The following is a 16,065-nucleotide window of genomic DNA, read 5'->3' as shown; positions in this document are numbered from 1 at the left end:
CGGAGCTGGGTGAGGGGAGACTTGGCTCTGTCCCTCGCATTGTCCCCGTGACGATTCCGGGGTTGCTCCCGGCCCCAGGCGCGGCCGATAAGGGCTGATCAGATCCGATAGTCGAAAGCGTCTGGCCATGCAGCATTCCGATTCCTTGCCCGTGATCCGCCCGGATATCGTCCGGCTGGCCGATTCGCGGATTCGCGAAGTGGCGCATTTCGGCATGAAGCTGGGCGGGGTGACGCCGCTCTGGTTCGGCGAGCCGGATTTGCCGACGCCCGACTTCATCTGCGAGGCGGCGGCCGAGGCGCTGAAGGCCGGCCATGTGTTCTATACCGAGAGCGCCGGCGTGCCCGGCCTGCGCCAGGCGCTGGCAGACTATCTGACGCCGCTGAACGGCAGGCCGATCCATGCCGACCGCATCGTGGTCACCGCGTCGGGCATGAACGCCATCCAGATCGTCATGCAGTCGCTGGTCGATTATGGCACCAATGTCGTCACCACCAGCCCGCTCTGGCCGAATTGCGGGGAGACGGTGCGCATCATGGGCGGCGAGGTGCGGCCGGTCGAGCTGACCATGGGCAATGATGGCTGGCAGCTCGATATCGAAAAGCTGATGGCCGCGTGCGACGGCAATACCCGCGCGCTGTTCGTGAATTCGCCGAACAACCCGACCGGCTGGGTGATGCCGTCCGAGCAGCAGAAGCAGCTGCTGGATTTCGCCCGCGAGAAGGGCATCTGGATCGTCGCCGACGAGGTCTATGACCGCATGGTCTATGAGGGCAATCGCGCCCCCTCCTTCCTGGAAGTCGCGGGCGATGAGGACCCGGTTCTGGTGATTAACAGCTTCTCGAAATCCTGGAGCATGACCGGCTGGCGCATGGGCTGGATCACCGCCCCGCTCGGCATCATCCCCACGCTGCTGAAGATGAACGAGTTCAACACCGCCTCGGCCGCCACCTTCGCCCAGCATGCCGGTATCGTCGCGGTGCGGCAGGGCGAGGGTTTCATCGCCCAGTCGGTAGCAAGATACCGCGAGGGCCGCGACATCGTCTATGACCGGCTGTCGCAGCATCCGCGCATCCGCATGGTGCAGCCCAAGGGCGCCTTCTATCACTTCTTCGCGGTCGACGGCATGGACGACAGCATGGCGTTCGCCAAGCGCCTGGTGGCCGAGCAGCGCGTCGGCCTCGCCCCCGGCTCCGCCTTCGGGCCGGGCGGGGAAGGGCATCTGCGCCTGTGCTTCGCCAGTTCGCCGGCGACGCTGCATTCCTGCCTTGATCGCATCGAGGCGCTGCTGGGCTAGCGGCTATTCCGTTATCCGCAAGCCGTCGCGCTCGGCCTCGGCGAAGAGCCAGTCGCGGAAGGCGACCACCTTGGGCCGGTCGGCGGACGCCTCCGGACAGACGAAATAATAGGAATGGTGGGCGTTCAGCGAGAATTTGAACGGCTGCACCAGCTTGCCCTAGGCGATCGCCTCGCGCATCAGCGCGCTTCTTCCCAGCGCCACGCCCTGGCCGTCGATGGCGGCCTGCAGCACCATGCTGGAATGGCTGAAGGTGGGGCCGCGCGTCGGGTCGACAGTATCGACCCCGGCGGCCATCAGCCACATGCGCCAATCCTCGTGCATATGGTCGTGCAGCAGTGTGTGGCGCACCAGATCCTCCGGCGCGCGCAACGGATGCGCGCCATGCAGCAGCTTCGGGCTACAGACCGGGAAGATGCTCTCGGTCATGAAGCGCACCGAGCGCACGCCGGGCCAGCGGCCGGTGCCGTAGCGGATGCCGCAATCGATGTCCTCCTGCGTAAAATCGACTACGATGTCGTTCGCCGCGACCCACACGTCGATCTCTGGGTTCAGCGCGCGGAACCGCCCCAGTCGCGGCACCAGCCACACGGCGGCGAAGGATTGGAAGGTGGAGACAGTCAGCCGCCCGGCCTTGTCGCGCGCCTGCAGGCGCTGCGTGCCCTCGGCCAGCTTGTCCAGGCACTCGCGCACCACTGCCAGATAAGTCTGTCCCTCGTCGGTCAGGAACAGCGCGCGGCTGCCGCGCCGGAACAGCGGCAGCCCCAGCCAGCCCTCCAGACCCTTCACCTGATGGCTGATTGCCGCCTGGGTAACGTTCAGCTCGTTCGCGGCCCTGGTGAAGCTCAAATGCCGGGCGGCGGCCTCGAAGGCCCGGATCGCGGTCAAGGGCGGCAGGCGGCGGCTCATGGCGATACCTTAGAAAAACTTATCACGATCATAAAAAACTATCGTTTGTGAAATTGGTTTGAAAGGCCGATTTCTAGTGTCCAACAAAGGGTTGGTGTCACTGGATTGTCATTAGGACAATTCATTTGAATCAGGAGGCACCGATGTCGGTCCTGTCTTCGCTTACGCATTACCCCCGGATTCCCCGCTTCGGCCGTCTTTCCGCCGGCCGCCTCACCGCGCTGGTCGATCTGCTCCTGCTGTGGCAGGAGCGCGCCGGGCAGCGCCATCACCTCGCCTCGCTGGATGACCGGGCTTTGCGCGACGTTGCGCTCAGCCGGTCGGACATCCAGGGCGAGATCCGGAAGCCGTTCTGGCGCGGTTGAGACGCCCGCCCCCACGGTTTCAACCCTGTTCCCTCGAAGCCTCCGGCCAATCCCCCTCATCCCCTGCGGCCGGAGGCCCTTTTTCATCCATTGCAGCATTAGTTTATTTTGCTCATGCATGAAAAAGGATCGTTTGTGGATAAGTCAGGAAACAGGCATTTTTCAAGCGTAGACGGCAGATGCCGATCCTGGATTGTCATTAGGACAATTCAGTTAGTTAAGGGAGATGACGATGTATACCGAGACTTCCAGCCGCCTGTCCGACGTCCTGCCGGCCCTGCGGCCTGTGCGCCGCGTCGCTACGGTGCGCGGGATTCTCTTTGCCGGCTTCGCGCTGCTGATGAAATGGCAGGAGCGGGCGGAGCAGCGCTACAGCCTCGCCGATATGGACGAGCGCCAGCTGCGCGATGTCGGGCTGACCCGCCTCGACCTTCATAACGAGATCAACAAGCCGTTCTGGCAGGGCTGATCCGCATTCTGCCCCCTGACTGGACGGGCCGGACCGCCTTATGGTGGCGGCCGGCCTGTCCCGCAGCCTGAAGGGGCCCGCGTTCCGTATGACCACGAAGCCTGTTTCCGCCGGCACTCCCGATCTCGCGGCCGCGCGCCGCGAGAGCATGATGGGCGTGGGCTTCGGCCTCTCGGCCTTTCTGTTCTGGGGCATCGCGCCGCTCTACTTCAAGCTGGTCCAGCATGTCGCGCCGGTCGAGATATTGGCGCACCGCATCGTCTGGTCGGCCGGGCTGCTGGCCCTGCTGGTCTGGGTGATGGGCCGCTGGCGGGAAGTGGCGACGGTGCTGACCAGCCGCCGGCTTCTGCTGCCGCTGATCGGCTCGGCCACCATCCTGGCGGGCAATTGGTTCGTCTATATCGTGGCGGTCAATGAGGGCCATGTGCTACAGGCCAGCCTGGGCTATTACATCAACCCGCTGGTCAATGTGCTGCTGGGCATGCTGTTCCTGAAGGAACGGCTGCGCCTGCCCCAATCCATCGCCGTGGGTCTGGCGACGACCGGCGTGCTGGTCATGGTCGCGGCCGCCGGGGAGGCGCCCTGGGTGGCGCTGTTCCTGGGATTCAGCTTCGGCTTCTATGGGCTGATCCGCAAGCTGGTGCGCGTCGAATCCATGGTTGCCGTTTTTATCGAGGCGGCGGTTCTGGTGCCGCCGGCGCTGATATTCCTGGTCTATCGCGGGCAAACGGGCGGCGGCAGCTTCGGCGCGGTCGATCTGAGGACCGATCTGCTGCTGATCGCGGCCGGGCTGGTGACGCTGCTGCCGCTGGTCTGGTTCGGCGCGGCGGCCCGGCGGCTGTCGCTATCGACGCTGGGCATTCTGCAATATATTGCGCCGACCGGGCAGTTCCTGCTGGCGGTGCTGCTGTTCGGCGAAATCTTCACGCCGGTGCATATGGTCACCTTCGCCTGTATCTGGGCGGGGCTGGCGATCTACACCATCGATGCGTTGCGGCGAAGCTGACGGAGGAAGGCATGAGCGATCCCGCCTATTTCCAGACCCTGGCCGATTACAATCGCTGGGCCAATGCCCTGCTCTACGGTGCGGTGGCGCAGCTCAGCGATCATGCCCGCAAGGCCAACCGGCAGGGCTTCTTCGGTTCGATCCACAATACGCTGAACCATATCCTGGTCGGCGACCGGCTCTGGATGTCGCGCTTTCCCGGCCAGGCCGCCTATAGCTACAAGCTGGACGACGTGCCGTTCGAGGATTTCGAGGATCTGGCCAAGGCCCGGCGCGCGCAGGATGCGCTGATCGTGGCCTTCGTCGCGGCGATGGATGGCTCCACGCTGGCCGACACGCTCACCTACACCAATACGCGTGGCGAGACTTTCAGCATGCAGCGGGCGCTGATCCTGGGGCATTTCTTCAATCATCAGACCCACCATCGCGGCCAGGCGCACCATATGCTGGGCACCGCCGGGGCGGAGCCGCCGCCGCTGGATCTGATGTATTACCTGCGCGAAAAGGCGCTGGCCTAGCTAGCGCACCACGCCCACGCCGGCCAGAAAGTCGGTGAAGGTGAACAGCATCCAGATCACGCCGATGCCGGCGACCAGGATGATGAACAGCCAGATGATCGAGCGCAGGAAGATCGACATCTCGGCCTGTGCCGATCCCTGCCGCTTCTTATTCTTGAAATCGACGTCCTTTTTGGCGGCGGCGGCCGGCCTCGGCGCTTCCTTGCCCGGCGGCCGGCGCTCGGTGACGGGGCGGGTGGTGTCGTAGATGACGATCTCTTTGCTCTGGTTCGCCGCCTCGTCGTAATTGTCCTTGACGACCTTTACGCCCTCGAACTGCTTTTCCGCATAGAGCTGCTTGGCGGTGTCGAGCGCCTTATCCCGGTCGGGATAGGTCGAATCGATCATCCAGTTACCGCCTTTTAGGGTGTGCACTTCATAGAGCGTCGGCATATAGGCTTCCAAATAAACGTCCGGCGTGTGGGGCAAAGGCCGTGCCGGATTTTCATCGCATTGTCTGCAATTTACCGACGCGATCAAGTGCTGTCCCTGCTAGGCTTGTCCGTCACTGGTTAAATTGCCGTTACGATCGTTGCGACAGCCGGTTTCCGCTCCCACATCGGACGGGAAACCGCCGCCCAGAATACGAGGTTCAGCCGTGTCCCAGCAGCTCGTCGTCACCAACGCCACGCCGCCCAGCCTGTTCGACCGGGCGCTGCTGAATCTGAAGGCGGCCTGGCGCGATATCGCCGGCGGCAAGGGGGAGGCGCCGCCGGCGCTGGACGACAATGCTGTCGCCAAGCTGCGCGAGCAGATCGCCGAATGCATCGAGGCGCGCGGCGGCGAGGTTTCCGCCCGGGCGCGGGCGGCCAGCATCGGGCAAATCTATCTCAGCCTGAAGCCGGAAGGGCGCGAACGCTATCTGCGCGTTCTGGCCGAGGATTTCGACGTGGCGGAAACCGCGCTGGACGAGGCGATCGCGACCTATCGCAAGACCCGCGACGTCGCCGGGCGCCTGGCGGCGGAGGCGGCGCTGCGCGAGGTACTGGTGTCGCCGCGGATGAAGCTGCTGACCCAGTTCAACGCCCTGCCGCAGGGGGTGAAGTTCCTGGTCGACATGCGCGCCGACCTGCTGAAGCTGGATTTGAAGAATCCGCATCTGGCCGGGCTGGACCGCGATATGAAGGAGTTGCTGGCCGCCTGGTTCGATATCGGTTTCCTCGACATGAAGGTGATCAGCTGGGAATCGCCGGCCGCCTTGCTGGAGAAGCTGATCGCTTACGAATCGGTGCATGAAATCCGCTCCTGGGCCGATCTGCGCAACCGGCTGGACCGCGACCGGCGCTGCTATGCCTTCTTCCATCCGCGCATGCCGTCGGAGCCGCTGATCTTCGTCGAGGTGGCGCTGGTGAAGGGCCTTTCCGGCTCGGTGCAGACCCTGCTCGACGAGAGTGCCCCGGCGCAGGATCCAAAGCAGGCCGACACGGCGATCTTCTATTCCATCTCCAACACCCAGGACGGCCTGCGCGGCATCAGCTTCGGAAGCTTCCTGATCAAGCGCGTGGTCGACGATCTGGCCGACGATCTGCCGCAGATCAAGACCTTCTCCACCCTGTCGCCGATCCCCGGGTTCCGGCGCTGGCTGGATGCCGGCCTGGATGCGCCCGAGGAACTGATTCCCGCCGATGACCGCGCCGCCCTGGCCGAGGCGGATGAGCGCCTGGCCGATCCGGCGGCGCTGAAGGCGCTGCTCGCCGAGGGCGAATGGCAGCAGGACGAGGCCTTGACCGATGCGTTGGAGCAGCCGCTGGTCCGGCTTTGCGCGCGCTATCTGACCGGCCGCAAGAACGGCCGCGCGCTCGATCCGGTCGCCCGCTTCCATCTCGGCAATGGCGCGCGCGTCGAGCGCATCAACTGGCTGGGCGATGTCTCGGCCAAGGGGCTGCGGGAATCTTACGGGCTGATGGTGAACTATCTCTATCGCCGCGAGGATATCGAGGATAATCACGAGCTGTTCGCCCGCGACGGTACGGTTGCGGTGTCGGCGGACGTTGCCGATCTCCTCGCTCCGTGGAAATCCGCCAAGGAGAACGCCCCGAAAATCCGTGTCCGCGGCAGCCGCAACCCGCTGCGCCGCATAGCCAGCTAGAAATCCGGCCTAGCGGTTCACGAAGGGCAGCCGCCACAGCGTGTGGTCGCCATCGGCGATGCAGTCGATGCGGGTGATGCGGAGCGGGTCGATCTGGAAACGCAGCGCCTGGTCCGGCGTCAAATCGAGCGCCTGGGCGAGGGCGGCGCGGATGGTGCCGGCATGGGCGATGGCGATGACGCTGCGGCCCGGCAGGCGGGCACTTCTGGCCGCCACGCAGTGGGCGACGCGCGGCATCATGTCGGCAAAGCTCTCGCCGCCCGGCGGTCGGATGGTGCCGGGCGATTCCCAGCCCTCAGGGCCGGTTTCGGCATAGACCGAATCATAGTCCCGCCCCTGCCATTGGCCGAAATCCTGCTCGATCAGCGCCGTCTCCACGATAACGGCGGTGCGCGGTACGCCGCAGGCGGCGGCCAGGGCGTCGGCGGTCTGGTGCGCGCGCGCCAGCGGCGTCGTCATCCACACTGCCTCCGCCGGCAGCAGCGGGACCAGCCGTTCCAGGCCTTCCCGGTGCGTCAGGTTGGCCGGCGAGTTCAGCCGGCCGAGATAGACACCTTCATGCCCCTGAACCGGGGCGTGGCGAATCCACCACCAGGCGGTCACGGACGTCTCAAGCGCTGTCATGATGCCGATATTCCTTTATGCGCCCTTTGTTGCCGAGACAATCGCTTGAAACACGGTCCCATGGTCGCAAAACTGTCGTATGCTGCTACAGCACAACCGGTAGCACGAAGCGCCGGAATAAATGATGACAGGGTTGCGCGATTTCGCGGGGGCTTGAGAAAGCATGGAATATTTCGTCCAGCAATTGATCAACGGGGTCACCCTCGGATCGATCTACGGGCTGATCGCCATCGGCTATACGATGGTCTACGGCATTATCGGGATGATTAACTTCGCCCATGGCGACGTGTTCATGATCGGGGCGTTCATCGCGCTGATCTCGCTGCTGATTCTGGGCAGCCTGGGATTGACCTTCATTCCGCTGGCGCTGCTGATCGTGCTGATCGTCTCGATGCTGCTCTCCTCGGTCTATGGCTGGACGGTGGAGCGGGTGGCCTACCGGCCGCTGCGCGGCTCGTTCCGGCTGGCGCCGCTGATCTCGGCCATCGGCATGTCGATCTTCCTGCAGAATTACGTGCAGATCGCGCAGGGCGCGCGGGTGAAGCCGATCCAGCCGGTGGTGAATGGCGGCATCGTGGTGATGGAAAGCCCGAATTTCGTCGTCACGCTCAGCTACATGCAGATTCTGATCGTGCTGACCACGCTGGCGCTGATGGCCGGTTTCTCCTATCTCATCGCCAAGACGGCGCTGGGCCGCCAGCAGCGCGCCTGCGAACAGGATCGCCGCATGGCCTCGCTGCTCGGCATCAATGTCGACCGCACCATCTCGCTTACCTTCGTGATGGGGGCAGCGCTGGCTTCGGTCGCCGGCATGATGTTCGTGCTGTATTACGGCGTGATCGATTTCTTCATCGGCTTCCTGGCCGGGGTCAAGGCATTCACCGCCGCCGTGCTGGGCGGCATCGGCTCGATGCCGGGCGCGATGCTGGGCGGGCTGCTGATCGGCCTGATCGAAACCTTCTGGTCGGCCTATTTCACCATTGAATACAAGGATGTGGCCGCCTTCTCCATCCTGGTGCTGGTGCTGATATTCCTGCCGACGGGCCTGCTCGGCAAACCTGAAATCGAGAAGGTTTGAGGCGATGGCCACACATGTCCGCACGGCGGAAGGTTCCCTGGACCTGCCCGCGATCCTGAAGGATTGCCTGATGACCGGCCTGGTGGTGTTCGCGCTGGCGGCGCCGATCATCGGGTTGCGCACCATCGACACGCCCGGCGGCCTGGGCATCGATTATCGCTTCGACGATGTCGCCTTCGCCGTGCTGGCCGGCATTGTCGGCCGGTTCCTGCTGAATCTTTACTGGGCCTATGGCGGCCGGCGGCGGCCGAAGGCCAAGACCGAGGAAATCGCCGGCGGCCGAGCCGGGGCCTTCATGAAGAAGGTCGGGCTCTATGGCGGGCCGGCGGCGATCCTCTTCGCCATCGCCATGCCGATGCTGCCCTTCGCCGACCGCTACACGCTGGACGTGGCGATCCTGGTGCTGACCTACATCATGCTGGGCTGGGGCTTGAACATCGTGGTCGGGCTGGCCGGGCTGCTCGACCTGGGCTATGTCGCCTTCTATGCGGTGGGGGCCTATTCCTACGCGCTGATCGCCGCGCATTTCGACTGGTCCTTCTGGGTCTGCCTGCCGCTGGCCGGCCTGTTCGCCGCCTTCTTCGGCGTGATCCTCGGTTTCCCGGTTCTGCGGCTGCGCGGCGATTATCTCGCCATCGTCACGCTGGGCTTCGGTGAGATCATCCGCGTGGTGCTGCTGAACTGGTACGAATTCACCGGCGGGCCGGACGGCGTCTCCGGCGTGCCCCGGCCCAGCCTGTTCGGGCTGGAATTCGCCCGAAGTTCGAGCGACGGGCCGACCTTTCACCAATTCTTCGGGCTGGAATTCTCCTCCCTGCACCGCATCGTCTTTCTTTATTACGTGATCCTGGCGCTGGCGCTGATCACCAATTTCGTGACGCTGCGGCTGCGCAAGCTGCCGATCGGCCGCGCCTGGGAGGCGCTGCGCGAGGATGAGATCGCCTGCCGGTCGCTCGGCATCAACCCGACCAACACCAAGCTGACGGCCTTCGCCATCGGCGCCATGTTCGGCGGTTTCGCCGGCTCCTTCTTCGCCACCCGGCAGGGCTTCATCAGCCCGGAGAGCTTCACCTTTATTGAATCGGCGGTGATCCTGGCCATCGTCGTGCTGGGCGGCATGGGCAGCCAGATCGGCGTGGTCATCGCCGCCATCTTCCTGATCGGCGGCACCGAGGTGTTCCGCGATCTGGAGCAGTACCGCATGCTGGCCTTCGGCGGCGCCATGGTGCTGATCATGATCTGGAAGCCGCGCGGCCTGCTGGCGCATCGCGAGCCGACCCTGAGGCTGCCGCCGAGCCGAAAACCGGAGGCCGCGCCGCTGGCGGGAGGCGCGTCATGATCGGGCTGTTCGCCGACCCCCGCGTCGCGACCGCCGCCGCCGCCGCCGATGCGGCGCTGCTGTCGGTCGAGCATCTGACCATGCGCTTCGGCGGGCTGGTCGCCATCGACGATGTGTCGTTTCACGCCGCCAGGCGCGAGATCACCGCCATCATCGGCCCGAACGGGGCCGGCAAGACCACGGTGTTCAATTGCCTGACCGGCTTTTACAAGCCGACCGTCGGAAGGCTGACGCTGAATCGCGAGGGCACGCTGTTCTATCTGGAGCGGATGGAGGATTTCCGCATCGCCCAGGAGGCGCATGTCGCCCGCACCTTCCAGAATATCCGGCTGTTTCCGGCGATGAGCGTGTTGGAGAATCTGGTGGTCGCCCAGCATAACGCGCTGATGCGCGCCTCGGTCATGACGTTTGCCGGTCTCTTCGGCCTGAAGCGTTACCGCGACGCCGAGAAGGCCGCGGTGGAGAAGGCCCGCTATTGGCTGGAGCGCATCAACCTGGCCGACCGGGCGGATTGGAATGCCGGCAATCTGCCCTATGGCGACCAGCGAAGGCTGGAGATCGCGCGCGCCATGTGCACCGAGCCGGTGCTGCTGTGCCTGGACGAGCCGGCGGCCGGCCTGAACCCGCGCGAATCGGCGGAGCTGAACGAGCTGCTGCGCTTCATCCGCGACGAGCACGGCATCGGGGTATTGCTGATCGAGCACGATATGAGCGTGGTGATGGAAATCTCCGACCATGTGATCGTGCTGGATTACGGCCGCAAGATCGCCGACGGCTCGCCGGAGGCGGTGCGCAGCGATCCGAACGTCATCAAGGCCTATCTCGGCGAGGATGAGGCGGACGAGTTGCCGCCCGAGATCGTCGCCGATCTGGAGCAGAAGACGGGAGGCGAGGCATGAGCGCGCTGCTGGAGATCGCCGGCGTCGAAACCTTCTACGGCAACATCCAGGCGCTGCGCGGCGTCGACGTTTCCGTGGAGAAGGGCGAGATCGTCACGCTGATTGGCGCCAACGGCGCCGGCAAGTCGACCCTGCTGATGACGCTGTGCGGCAGCCCGCAGGCGCGCAGCGGCCAGATCACCTTCGATGGGGTTGATATCACCCGCAAGCCGACCTTCGAGATCATCCGCATGGGCATCGCGCAGTCGCCGGAAGGCCGGCGCATCTTCGCGCGCATGACGGTGATGGAAAATCTGATGATGGGCGGCACCACAGCCGATCCGGCGCATTTCGACGCCGATCTGGAGAAGGTGTTCACCCTGTTCCCGCGACTGAAGGAGCGGCAGGGCCAGCGCGGCGGCACGCTGTCGGGCGGCGAGCAGCAGATGCTGGCGATCGGCCGCGCCCTGATGAGCCGGCCGCGCCTGCTGCTGCTCGACGAGCCGTCGCTGGGCCTGGCCCCGCTGGTGGTGAAGCAGATTTTCGAGGCGATCAAGCAGATCAACCAGGAAGAGGGCATGAGCATCCTGCTGGTCGAGCAGAACGCCTTCCACGCACTGCGCCTGGCGGATCGGGGCTATGTGCTGGTGAACGGGGCGATCACCCTGGCCGGCACCGGGCGCGAGCTGCTGGCCCGGCCGGAAGTGCGCGCCGCCTATCTCGAAGGCGGTCATTAGAGGGAATCGCGATGGAACAGATACTCGGCAACGACATCCCCACCTTCATCGGCGTTACCCTGGTGCTGGCCGGCGGGGCCGCGATGCTGATGGGCAGCGCGCTGGCGCGCACCTGGCGGCCTTTCGGCCAGGGCGTGTTCTACGGCCTGCTGCTGGGCCTGGTGTCCCGCTTCATCAGCTTCAGCCTGTTCGGCGGCGAGCTGTTGTCGCTGAGCGGCTATATCGTCGACAGCATCGTCATCATCCTGCTGGCGGCGCTGGTCTATCGCGCCACCCTGGCGCGCAGGATGGTCGCGCAATACCCCTGGCTTTACGAGAGGGCGTCGCTGTTCGGCTGGCGTCTGAAGGCAGGGTGACAGCGGCCGCGCGGACGGCGGGATTCCGTTGCCAGCGGTCGTGGCCGGTCCTAGTCTGGTTGTAGTTGCAGACAGGACTGCGGCTCGGGAGAGGACCGGTTCTTCTAATCGAGTGAATTAGCAGGGAGACTGAACAATGAAAAAACTTTCTTCGCTGATCGTCGCAGCCGCCGCGCTGACGATGATCGGGGGTCAGGCACGGGCGGATATCGCCGTGGCGACCGCCGGCCCGATGACGGGCCAATATGCCAGCTTCGGCGCGCAGATGAAGGCCGGCGCCGAGATGGCCGTCGCCGACATCAACGCCGCGGGCGGCGTGCTGGGCCAGAAGCTTGCCCTGGAAGTGGGCGACGATGCCTGCGATCCGAAGCAGGCGGTGAACGTCGCCAACGACATGGTGCGCAAGAATGTCGTCATGATGGCCGGGCATTTCTGCTCCGGCTCCTCCATCCCGGCCTCCAAGGTCTATGAGGAGGAGGGGATAATCCAGATTTCCCCGGCCTCGACCAATCCCAAGCTGACCGACGAAGGCGGCCCCAACGTGTTCCGCGTCTGCGGCCGCGACGACCAGCAGGGCATCGTGGCGGGCGAGTATCTGGCGAAGAACTTTGCCGGTAAGAAGGTGGCCTTCGCGCATGACAAGACCGCCTACGGCAAGGGTCTGGCGGACGAGACGCTGAAATCCTACAAGGCGGCCGGCGGCAAGGAAGTGCTGTACGAGGCCTATACAGCGGGCGAGAAGGATTATTCGGCCCTGGTCTCCAAGCTGAAGCAGACCGGCGTCGACGTGCTTTATGTCGGTGGTTACCACACCGAGGCGGGCCTGATCGTGCGCCAGATGCGCGACCAGGGCATGAGCACCGTGCTGATGTCGGGCGACGCGCTGGTCACCGACGAATATTGGTCGATCACCGGCCCGGCCGGCGAAGGCACGCTGATGACCTTCAGCCCCGACCCGCGCAAGAATGAGAAGGCCGCGCCGATCGTGAAGAAGTTCCGCGACAAGGGCATCGAGCCGGAGGGCTATGTGCTCTACACCTATGCGGTGTTCCAGATCTTCAAGCAGGCCGCCGAGAAGGCCGGCTCCGCCGATATGGAAAAGCTGCTGCCGGTGCTGAAAAGCACGAAGTTCGACACCGTGCTGGGCGAGCTGTCTTTCGACAAGAAGGGCGACGTGACCCTGCCGGGCTATGTCTTCTATGTCTGGAAGAACGGCAAGTACGACTATCTCTAACGGGCGTTTCACCGTCCGCGACAGGGCCCGGCCGGCAACGGCCGGGCCCTTTTGCCTTGGGAACAGGCTTAACGGACAATTAAACCACTGCGGATCAAGATGCAGCGGTGTCGAATTCGTCTAGAATGATGTGACGTGCCCGCCGGGCACACGCCGTTTCGGATCGAGTATGTCGTTCAAGGAAAACTTCATAGCCTGGTGGCACGGTACGCCGCTGCCCCGGGACCGTAACGACGGACCGACGGACGACGCGGCGGCCGACTCCGATTCTGCCGCGTCGGGGCCGCAAGCGGCCGCCCCCTCCGACCAGCTGGAAGCCAGCCGCATCGAGTTGCTGCAGAAGCTGTGGGGCGACGGGCTGGTCTTCCCCGGTGGCGACGAGCATCTGATGAAGCTGGTTGCCCCCTTCGGCCTAAACCCCGCCTTCTCGGTGGCGGAGTTCGGGGCTGGGCTGGGCGGCGGCGGGCAGCGCGTGGCCGATGAATATGGCGCCTGGGTGAATGGCTATGAATTCGATCCCGAATTAGCCTCGCACGCCGAGGAGCGTACAGAGCGGCTGGGGCTGCAGCGCAAGGCGCCGGTCAATTATGTCGATCCGGATAGCCTGTCGATCCGGGAGAATGCGTTCCACTGCGCCTATTCCATCGGCTGCTTCTTCACGCTGGCCAATAAGAGCCATGTGTTGCGGATGATCGAAAAGGGGCTGCATCCCGGCGGCCAGTTCGCCTTCACGGATTACGTCGTGGCCGAGGAAGGGCGCGACGATCCCGCCCTGGCGCTGTGGCGGGAAGCGGAGCTGCCGACCCCGCACCCCTGGTCGCCCAAGCGGTACGATGCGGAGCTGACCAATATGAACCTCGATGTCCGCATCGCCGAGGATGCCAGCGAGGCGCATCAGCGCGCCATCCTGGCCGGCTGGGCGGCGCTGGTGGAAGAGCTGCGCCCCGGCGGCGTGTCGCGCCGGACCACGCTGCTGATGATCGAGGAAACCGAGAAATGGGTGCGCCGGGTAGCGGCGCTGCGCGCCGGCGGGCTGCGCTATTACCGCTTCTACGTCACCAAGCCGACGCAGTGACGACAGGCACCCGAACAGTCGTTGACAGAAGGCGGGCGGGTCCGTATGGTCCCGGCCTCTTTCAATTCGACACACAAGGATTGCCGCGATGAAGATCGTCAATTCGCTGAAGTCGATCAAGCAGCGCGACAAGAACTGCCGCATCGTGCGTCGTCGTGGTCGCCTGTACGTGATCAACAAGAAGAATCCGCGCTACAAGGCCCGCCAGGGTTAAGTGCGGTTTCGCACGGATTAGACGCGGGCCTCGGCCAGCGTTCACGACAGACCGCCGGTCCCGCAAGGGCCGGCGGTTTTCGTTTGGGGTGGCTTCGGTTCATTCCGTCCGCCGATATCCTTCGAGACGCCGCTTCGCGACTCCTCAGCATGAGGGGCGCTTTAGGACATGCCGTCGGCACCTCCTGGTGACCTCATGCGAGGAGCCCTCGCCGAAGCATCGGGCGGCTCCCTCCACCCTTCCCTCCACCTCCCCATTGCCCCCGGCCGCGCCTGCCTGTATGCAGGATGACAAATAAAAACCCAACTGGTATTACCAATCTGGGTTAAGGGAGGATGCGCCATGCAGATGCCGGAGCCGGACAAGGCCATGCTGGCCCGCCGGGCGGAGATCGTCGCCGCGCTGCGCGACATTGTGCCGGGCGAGGGGGTGATCGACGCGCCCGAGGAGATGAAGGCCTATGAGAGCGACGGGCTGACCGCCTATCGCACCCTGCCGATGATCGTGGTGCTGCCCTCGACGACCGCACAGGTGGCCGCCGTTCTGCGCTACTGCCACGAAAACAAGGTGAAGGTGGTGCCGCGCGGGGCCGGCACCTCGCTGTCTGGCGGGGCGCTGCCGCTGGCCGATGGCGTGTTGCTCGGCCTGGGCAAATTCAACCGCGTGCTGGAGATCGATTACGAGAATCGCTGCGCCGTGGTGCAGCCGGGCGTCACCAATCTGGGCATCACCAATGCCGTGCAGGATCGCGGCTTCTATTACGCGCCCGATCCGTCCAGCCAGATCGCCTGCACCATCGGCGGCAATGTGGCGGAGAATTCCGGCGGCGTGCATTGCCTGAAATACGGCCTCACCACCAATAATGTGCTGGGCGTGGAGATGGTGCTGATCGACGGCACGATCCTGCACATCGGCGGCAAGCATCTGGATGCCGAGGGCTATGACCTGCTGGGCATCATCATCGGCTCCGAGGGGCTGCTCGGCGTGGTGACGGAAGTGACCGTACGCATCCTGCAGAAGCCCGCCGTCGCCCGGGCCGTGCTGCTGGGCTTCCCGACCAGCGAGAGCGCCGGCAACTGCGTGGGGGCCATCATCGGCGCGGGCATCATCCCCGGCGGCATGGAGATGATGGACAGGCCGGCGATCCATGCGGCGGAGGATTTCGTCCATGCCGGATATCCGCGCGACGTCGAGGCACTGCTGATCGTCGAGCTGGACGGCCCGGCGGTCGAGGTCGATCACCTGATCGAGCGTGTCGCCGCCATCGCCGCCGATAATGGCGCGGTCTACAACCGGGTCAGTCAGAACGAGGCGGAGCGGCTTAATTTCTGGGCAGGTCGCAAGGCCGCCTTCCCGGCGGTCGGGCGCATCTCGCCGGATTATTTCTGCATGGACGGCACCATCCCGCGCCGTCGCCTGCCCGAAGTGCTGACCCGCATGACCGAGCTGTCGCAGCAATACGGCCTCGGCGTCGCCAATGTGTTCCATGCCGGCGACGGCAATCTGCATCCGCTGATCCTATACGACGCCAACAAGCCGGGCGAATTGCGGAAGGCGGAGGATTTCGGCGCCGATATCCTGCGGCTCTGCGTCGAGGTCGGCGGCGTGCTGACCGGCGAGCATGGCGTGGGCGTGGAGAAACGCGACCTGATGCCCGCCATGTTCACCGAGATCGACCTTGCGCAGCAGCAGCGGCTGAAATGCGCCTTCGATCCGGACGGGCTGCTGAATCCCGGCAAGGTGTTCCCGCAGCTGCATCGCTGCGCCGAGCTGGGTCGCATGCATATTCATCGCGGCCAGGTGCCGTTCCCCGACCTTCCGCGCTTCTGAGGCTGCCG

General features: G+C 64.7%; 19 protein-coding genes. 15 read left to right on the top strand and 4 right to left on the bottom strand.

Annotation, left to right across the window (positions count from 1 at the left end; genetic code table 11):
* The first annotated feature begins 127 nt into the window (after positions 1-127).
* The gene (locus AUP43_RS06630) at positions 128-1,297 is read left to right on the top strand and encodes a pyridoxal phosphate-dependent aminotransferase (RefSeq protein ID WP_067554080.1); all 1,170 of its coding nucleotides are present in this window, start codon (positions 128-130) and stop codon (positions 1,295-1,297) included.
* 3 nt (positions 1,298-1,300) lie between these two features.
* Here the strand turns inward: AUP43_RS06630 and AUP43_RS19550 are convergent, their stop codons facing one another.
* Positions 1,301-1,447 (bottom strand): hypothetical protein, encoded by a 147-nt coding sequence (locus tag AUP43_RS19550; protein ID WP_269746867.1) that lies wholly within the window; start codon positions 1,445-1,447, stop codon positions 1,301-1,303.
* Positions 1,448-1,456: 9 nt separating this feature from the next.
* Positions 1,457-2,206, bottom strand: coding sequence for a transcriptional regulator GcvA (locus AUP43_RS06625; RefSeq protein ID WP_269746866.1), 750 nt, complete (start codon positions 2,204-2,206; stop codon positions 1,457-1,459).
* 143 nt (positions 2,207-2,349) lie between these two features.
* Here AUP43_RS06625 and AUP43_RS06620 point away from each other — a divergent pair, with 143 nt between their 5' ends.
* The 4 genes from AUP43_RS06620 (at position 2,350) to AUP43_RS06605 (ending at position 4,564) form a co-directional block, all read left to right on the top strand.
* Positions 2,350-2,571 carry a DUF1127 domain-containing protein gene (locus tag AUP43_RS06620; protein ID WP_084462615.1) on the top strand — a complete coding sequence of 74 codons (222 nt, stop codon included), beginning with the start codon at positions 2,350-2,352 and terminating at the stop codon, positions 2,569-2,571.
* 232 nt (positions 2,572-2,803) lie between these two features.
* Positions 2,804-3,040, top strand: a complete 237-nt coding sequence (locus AUP43_RS06615) for a DUF1127 domain-containing protein (protein ID WP_067554077.1) — start codon at positions 2,804-2,806, stop codon at positions 3,038-3,040.
* An 88-nt stretch (positions 3,041-3,128) separates the two neighbouring features.
* Entirely contained in the window at positions 3,129-4,046 is a 918-nt protein-coding gene (rarD, locus tag AUP43_RS06610; protein WP_067554095.1) for an EamA family transporter RarD, read from the top strand.
* An 11-nt stretch (positions 4,047-4,057) separates the two neighbouring features.
* The gene (locus tag AUP43_RS06605) at positions 4,058-4,564 is read left to right on the top strand and encodes a DinB family protein (RefSeq protein ID WP_067554074.1); all 507 of its coding nucleotides are present in this window, start codon (positions 4,058-4,060) and stop codon (positions 4,562-4,564) included.
* Here AUP43_RS06605 and AUP43_RS06600 read toward each other — a convergent pair whose 3' ends face one another.
* Complete coding sequence (locus AUP43_RS06600) at positions 4,565-4,996, bottom strand: hypothetical protein (RefSeq protein ID WP_157089265.1); 432 nt, start codon at positions 4,994-4,996, stop codon at positions 4,565-4,567.
* Between the two features lie 205 nt (positions 4,997-5,201).
* On the opposite strand from AUP43_RS06600, the gene AUP43_RS06595 reads away from it, so the two are divergent.
* Positions 5,202-6,692 carry a malonyl-CoA decarboxylase gene (locus AUP43_RS06595; RefSeq protein ID WP_232314897.1) on the top strand — a complete coding sequence of 497 codons (1,491 nt, stop codon included), beginning with the start codon at positions 5,202-5,204 and terminating at the stop codon, positions 6,690-6,692.
* 9 nt (positions 6,693-6,701) lie between these two features.
* Here AUP43_RS06595 and AUP43_RS06590 read toward each other — a convergent pair whose 3' ends face one another.
* Positions 6,702-7,316, bottom strand: a complete 615-nt coding sequence (locus AUP43_RS06590; RefSeq protein ID WP_067554068.1) for a histidine phosphatase family protein — start codon at positions 7,314-7,316, stop codon at positions 6,702-6,704.
* A gap of 163 nt (positions 7,317-7,479) precedes the next feature.
* Here AUP43_RS06590 and AUP43_RS06585 point away from each other — a divergent pair, with 163 nt between their 5' ends.
* The 9 genes from AUP43_RS06585 to AUP43_RS06545 all read left to right on the top strand — a co-directional run bounded on the left by AUP43_RS06585 (position 7,480) and on the right by AUP43_RS06545 (position 16,057).
* Positions 7,480-8,394: an ABC transporter permease subunit gene (locus tag AUP43_RS06585; protein WP_067554065.1), complete on the top strand. Its 915-nt coding sequence runs from the start codon at positions 7,480-7,482 to the stop codon at positions 8,392-8,394.
* A gap of 4 nt (positions 8,395-8,398) precedes the next feature.
* Positions 8,399-9,733 carry a high-affinity branched-chain amino acid ABC transporter permease LivM gene (gene livM / locus AUP43_RS06580; RefSeq protein ID WP_067554062.1) on the top strand — a complete coding sequence of 445 codons (1,335 nt, stop codon included), beginning with the start codon at positions 8,399-8,401 and terminating at the stop codon, positions 9,731-9,733.
* A complete protein-coding gene (locus AUP43_RS06575; protein WP_067554060.1) occupies positions 9,730-10,632 on the top strand; it encodes an ABC transporter ATP-binding protein in 903 nt (300 codons plus the stop codon). The genes livM and AUP43_RS06575 overlap by 4 nt, the downstream gene beginning before the upstream one ends.
* Before the next feature lie 5 nt (positions 10,633-10,637).
* Positions 10,638-11,348 (top strand): ABC transporter ATP-binding protein, encoded by a 711-nt coding sequence (locus AUP43_RS06570; protein ID WP_067554089.1) that lies wholly within the window; start codon positions 10,638-10,640, stop codon positions 11,346-11,348.
* Positions 11,349-11,359: 11 nt separating this feature from the next.
* The gene (locus AUP43_RS06565; protein ID WP_067554057.1) at positions 11,360-11,704 is read left to right on the top strand and encodes a DUF6867 family protein; all 345 of its coding nucleotides are present in this window, start codon (positions 11,360-11,362) and stop codon (positions 11,702-11,704) included.
* Positions 11,705-11,840: 136 nt separating this feature from the next.
* Complete coding sequence (locus tag AUP43_RS06560; RefSeq protein WP_067554053.1) at positions 11,841-12,938, top strand: branched-chain amino acid ABC transporter substrate-binding protein; 1,098 nt, start codon at positions 11,841-11,843, stop codon at positions 12,936-12,938.
* A 169-nt stretch (positions 12,939-13,107) separates the two neighbouring features.
* Entirely contained in the window at positions 13,108-14,013 is a 906-nt protein-coding gene (locus AUP43_RS06555) for a class I SAM-dependent methyltransferase (protein WP_067554050.1), read from the top strand.
* A gap of 88 nt (positions 14,014-14,101) precedes the next feature.
* A complete protein-coding gene (ykgO, locus tag AUP43_RS06550) occupies positions 14,102-14,227 on the top strand; it encodes a type B 50S ribosomal protein L36 (RefSeq protein WP_067554047.1) in 126 nt (41 codons plus the stop codon).
* A 342-nt stretch (positions 14,228-14,569) separates the two neighbouring features.
* Complete coding sequence (locus AUP43_RS06545) at positions 14,570-16,057, top strand: FAD-linked oxidase C-terminal domain-containing protein (protein WP_067554044.1); 1,488 nt, start codon at positions 14,570-14,572, stop codon at positions 16,055-16,057.
* The last annotated feature ends 8 nt before the right edge of the window (positions 16,058-16,065 follow it).

The sequence above is a fragment of the Oceanibaculum pacificum genome (assembly GCF_001618175.1).
Taxonomy (GTDB): domain Bacteria; phylum Pseudomonadota; class Alphaproteobacteria; order Oceanibaculales; family Oceanibaculaceae; genus Oceanibaculum; species Oceanibaculum pacificum.
Note: the sequence above shows the minus strand (reverse complement) of the source record. Positions and strands in the feature narration are given on the sequence as shown.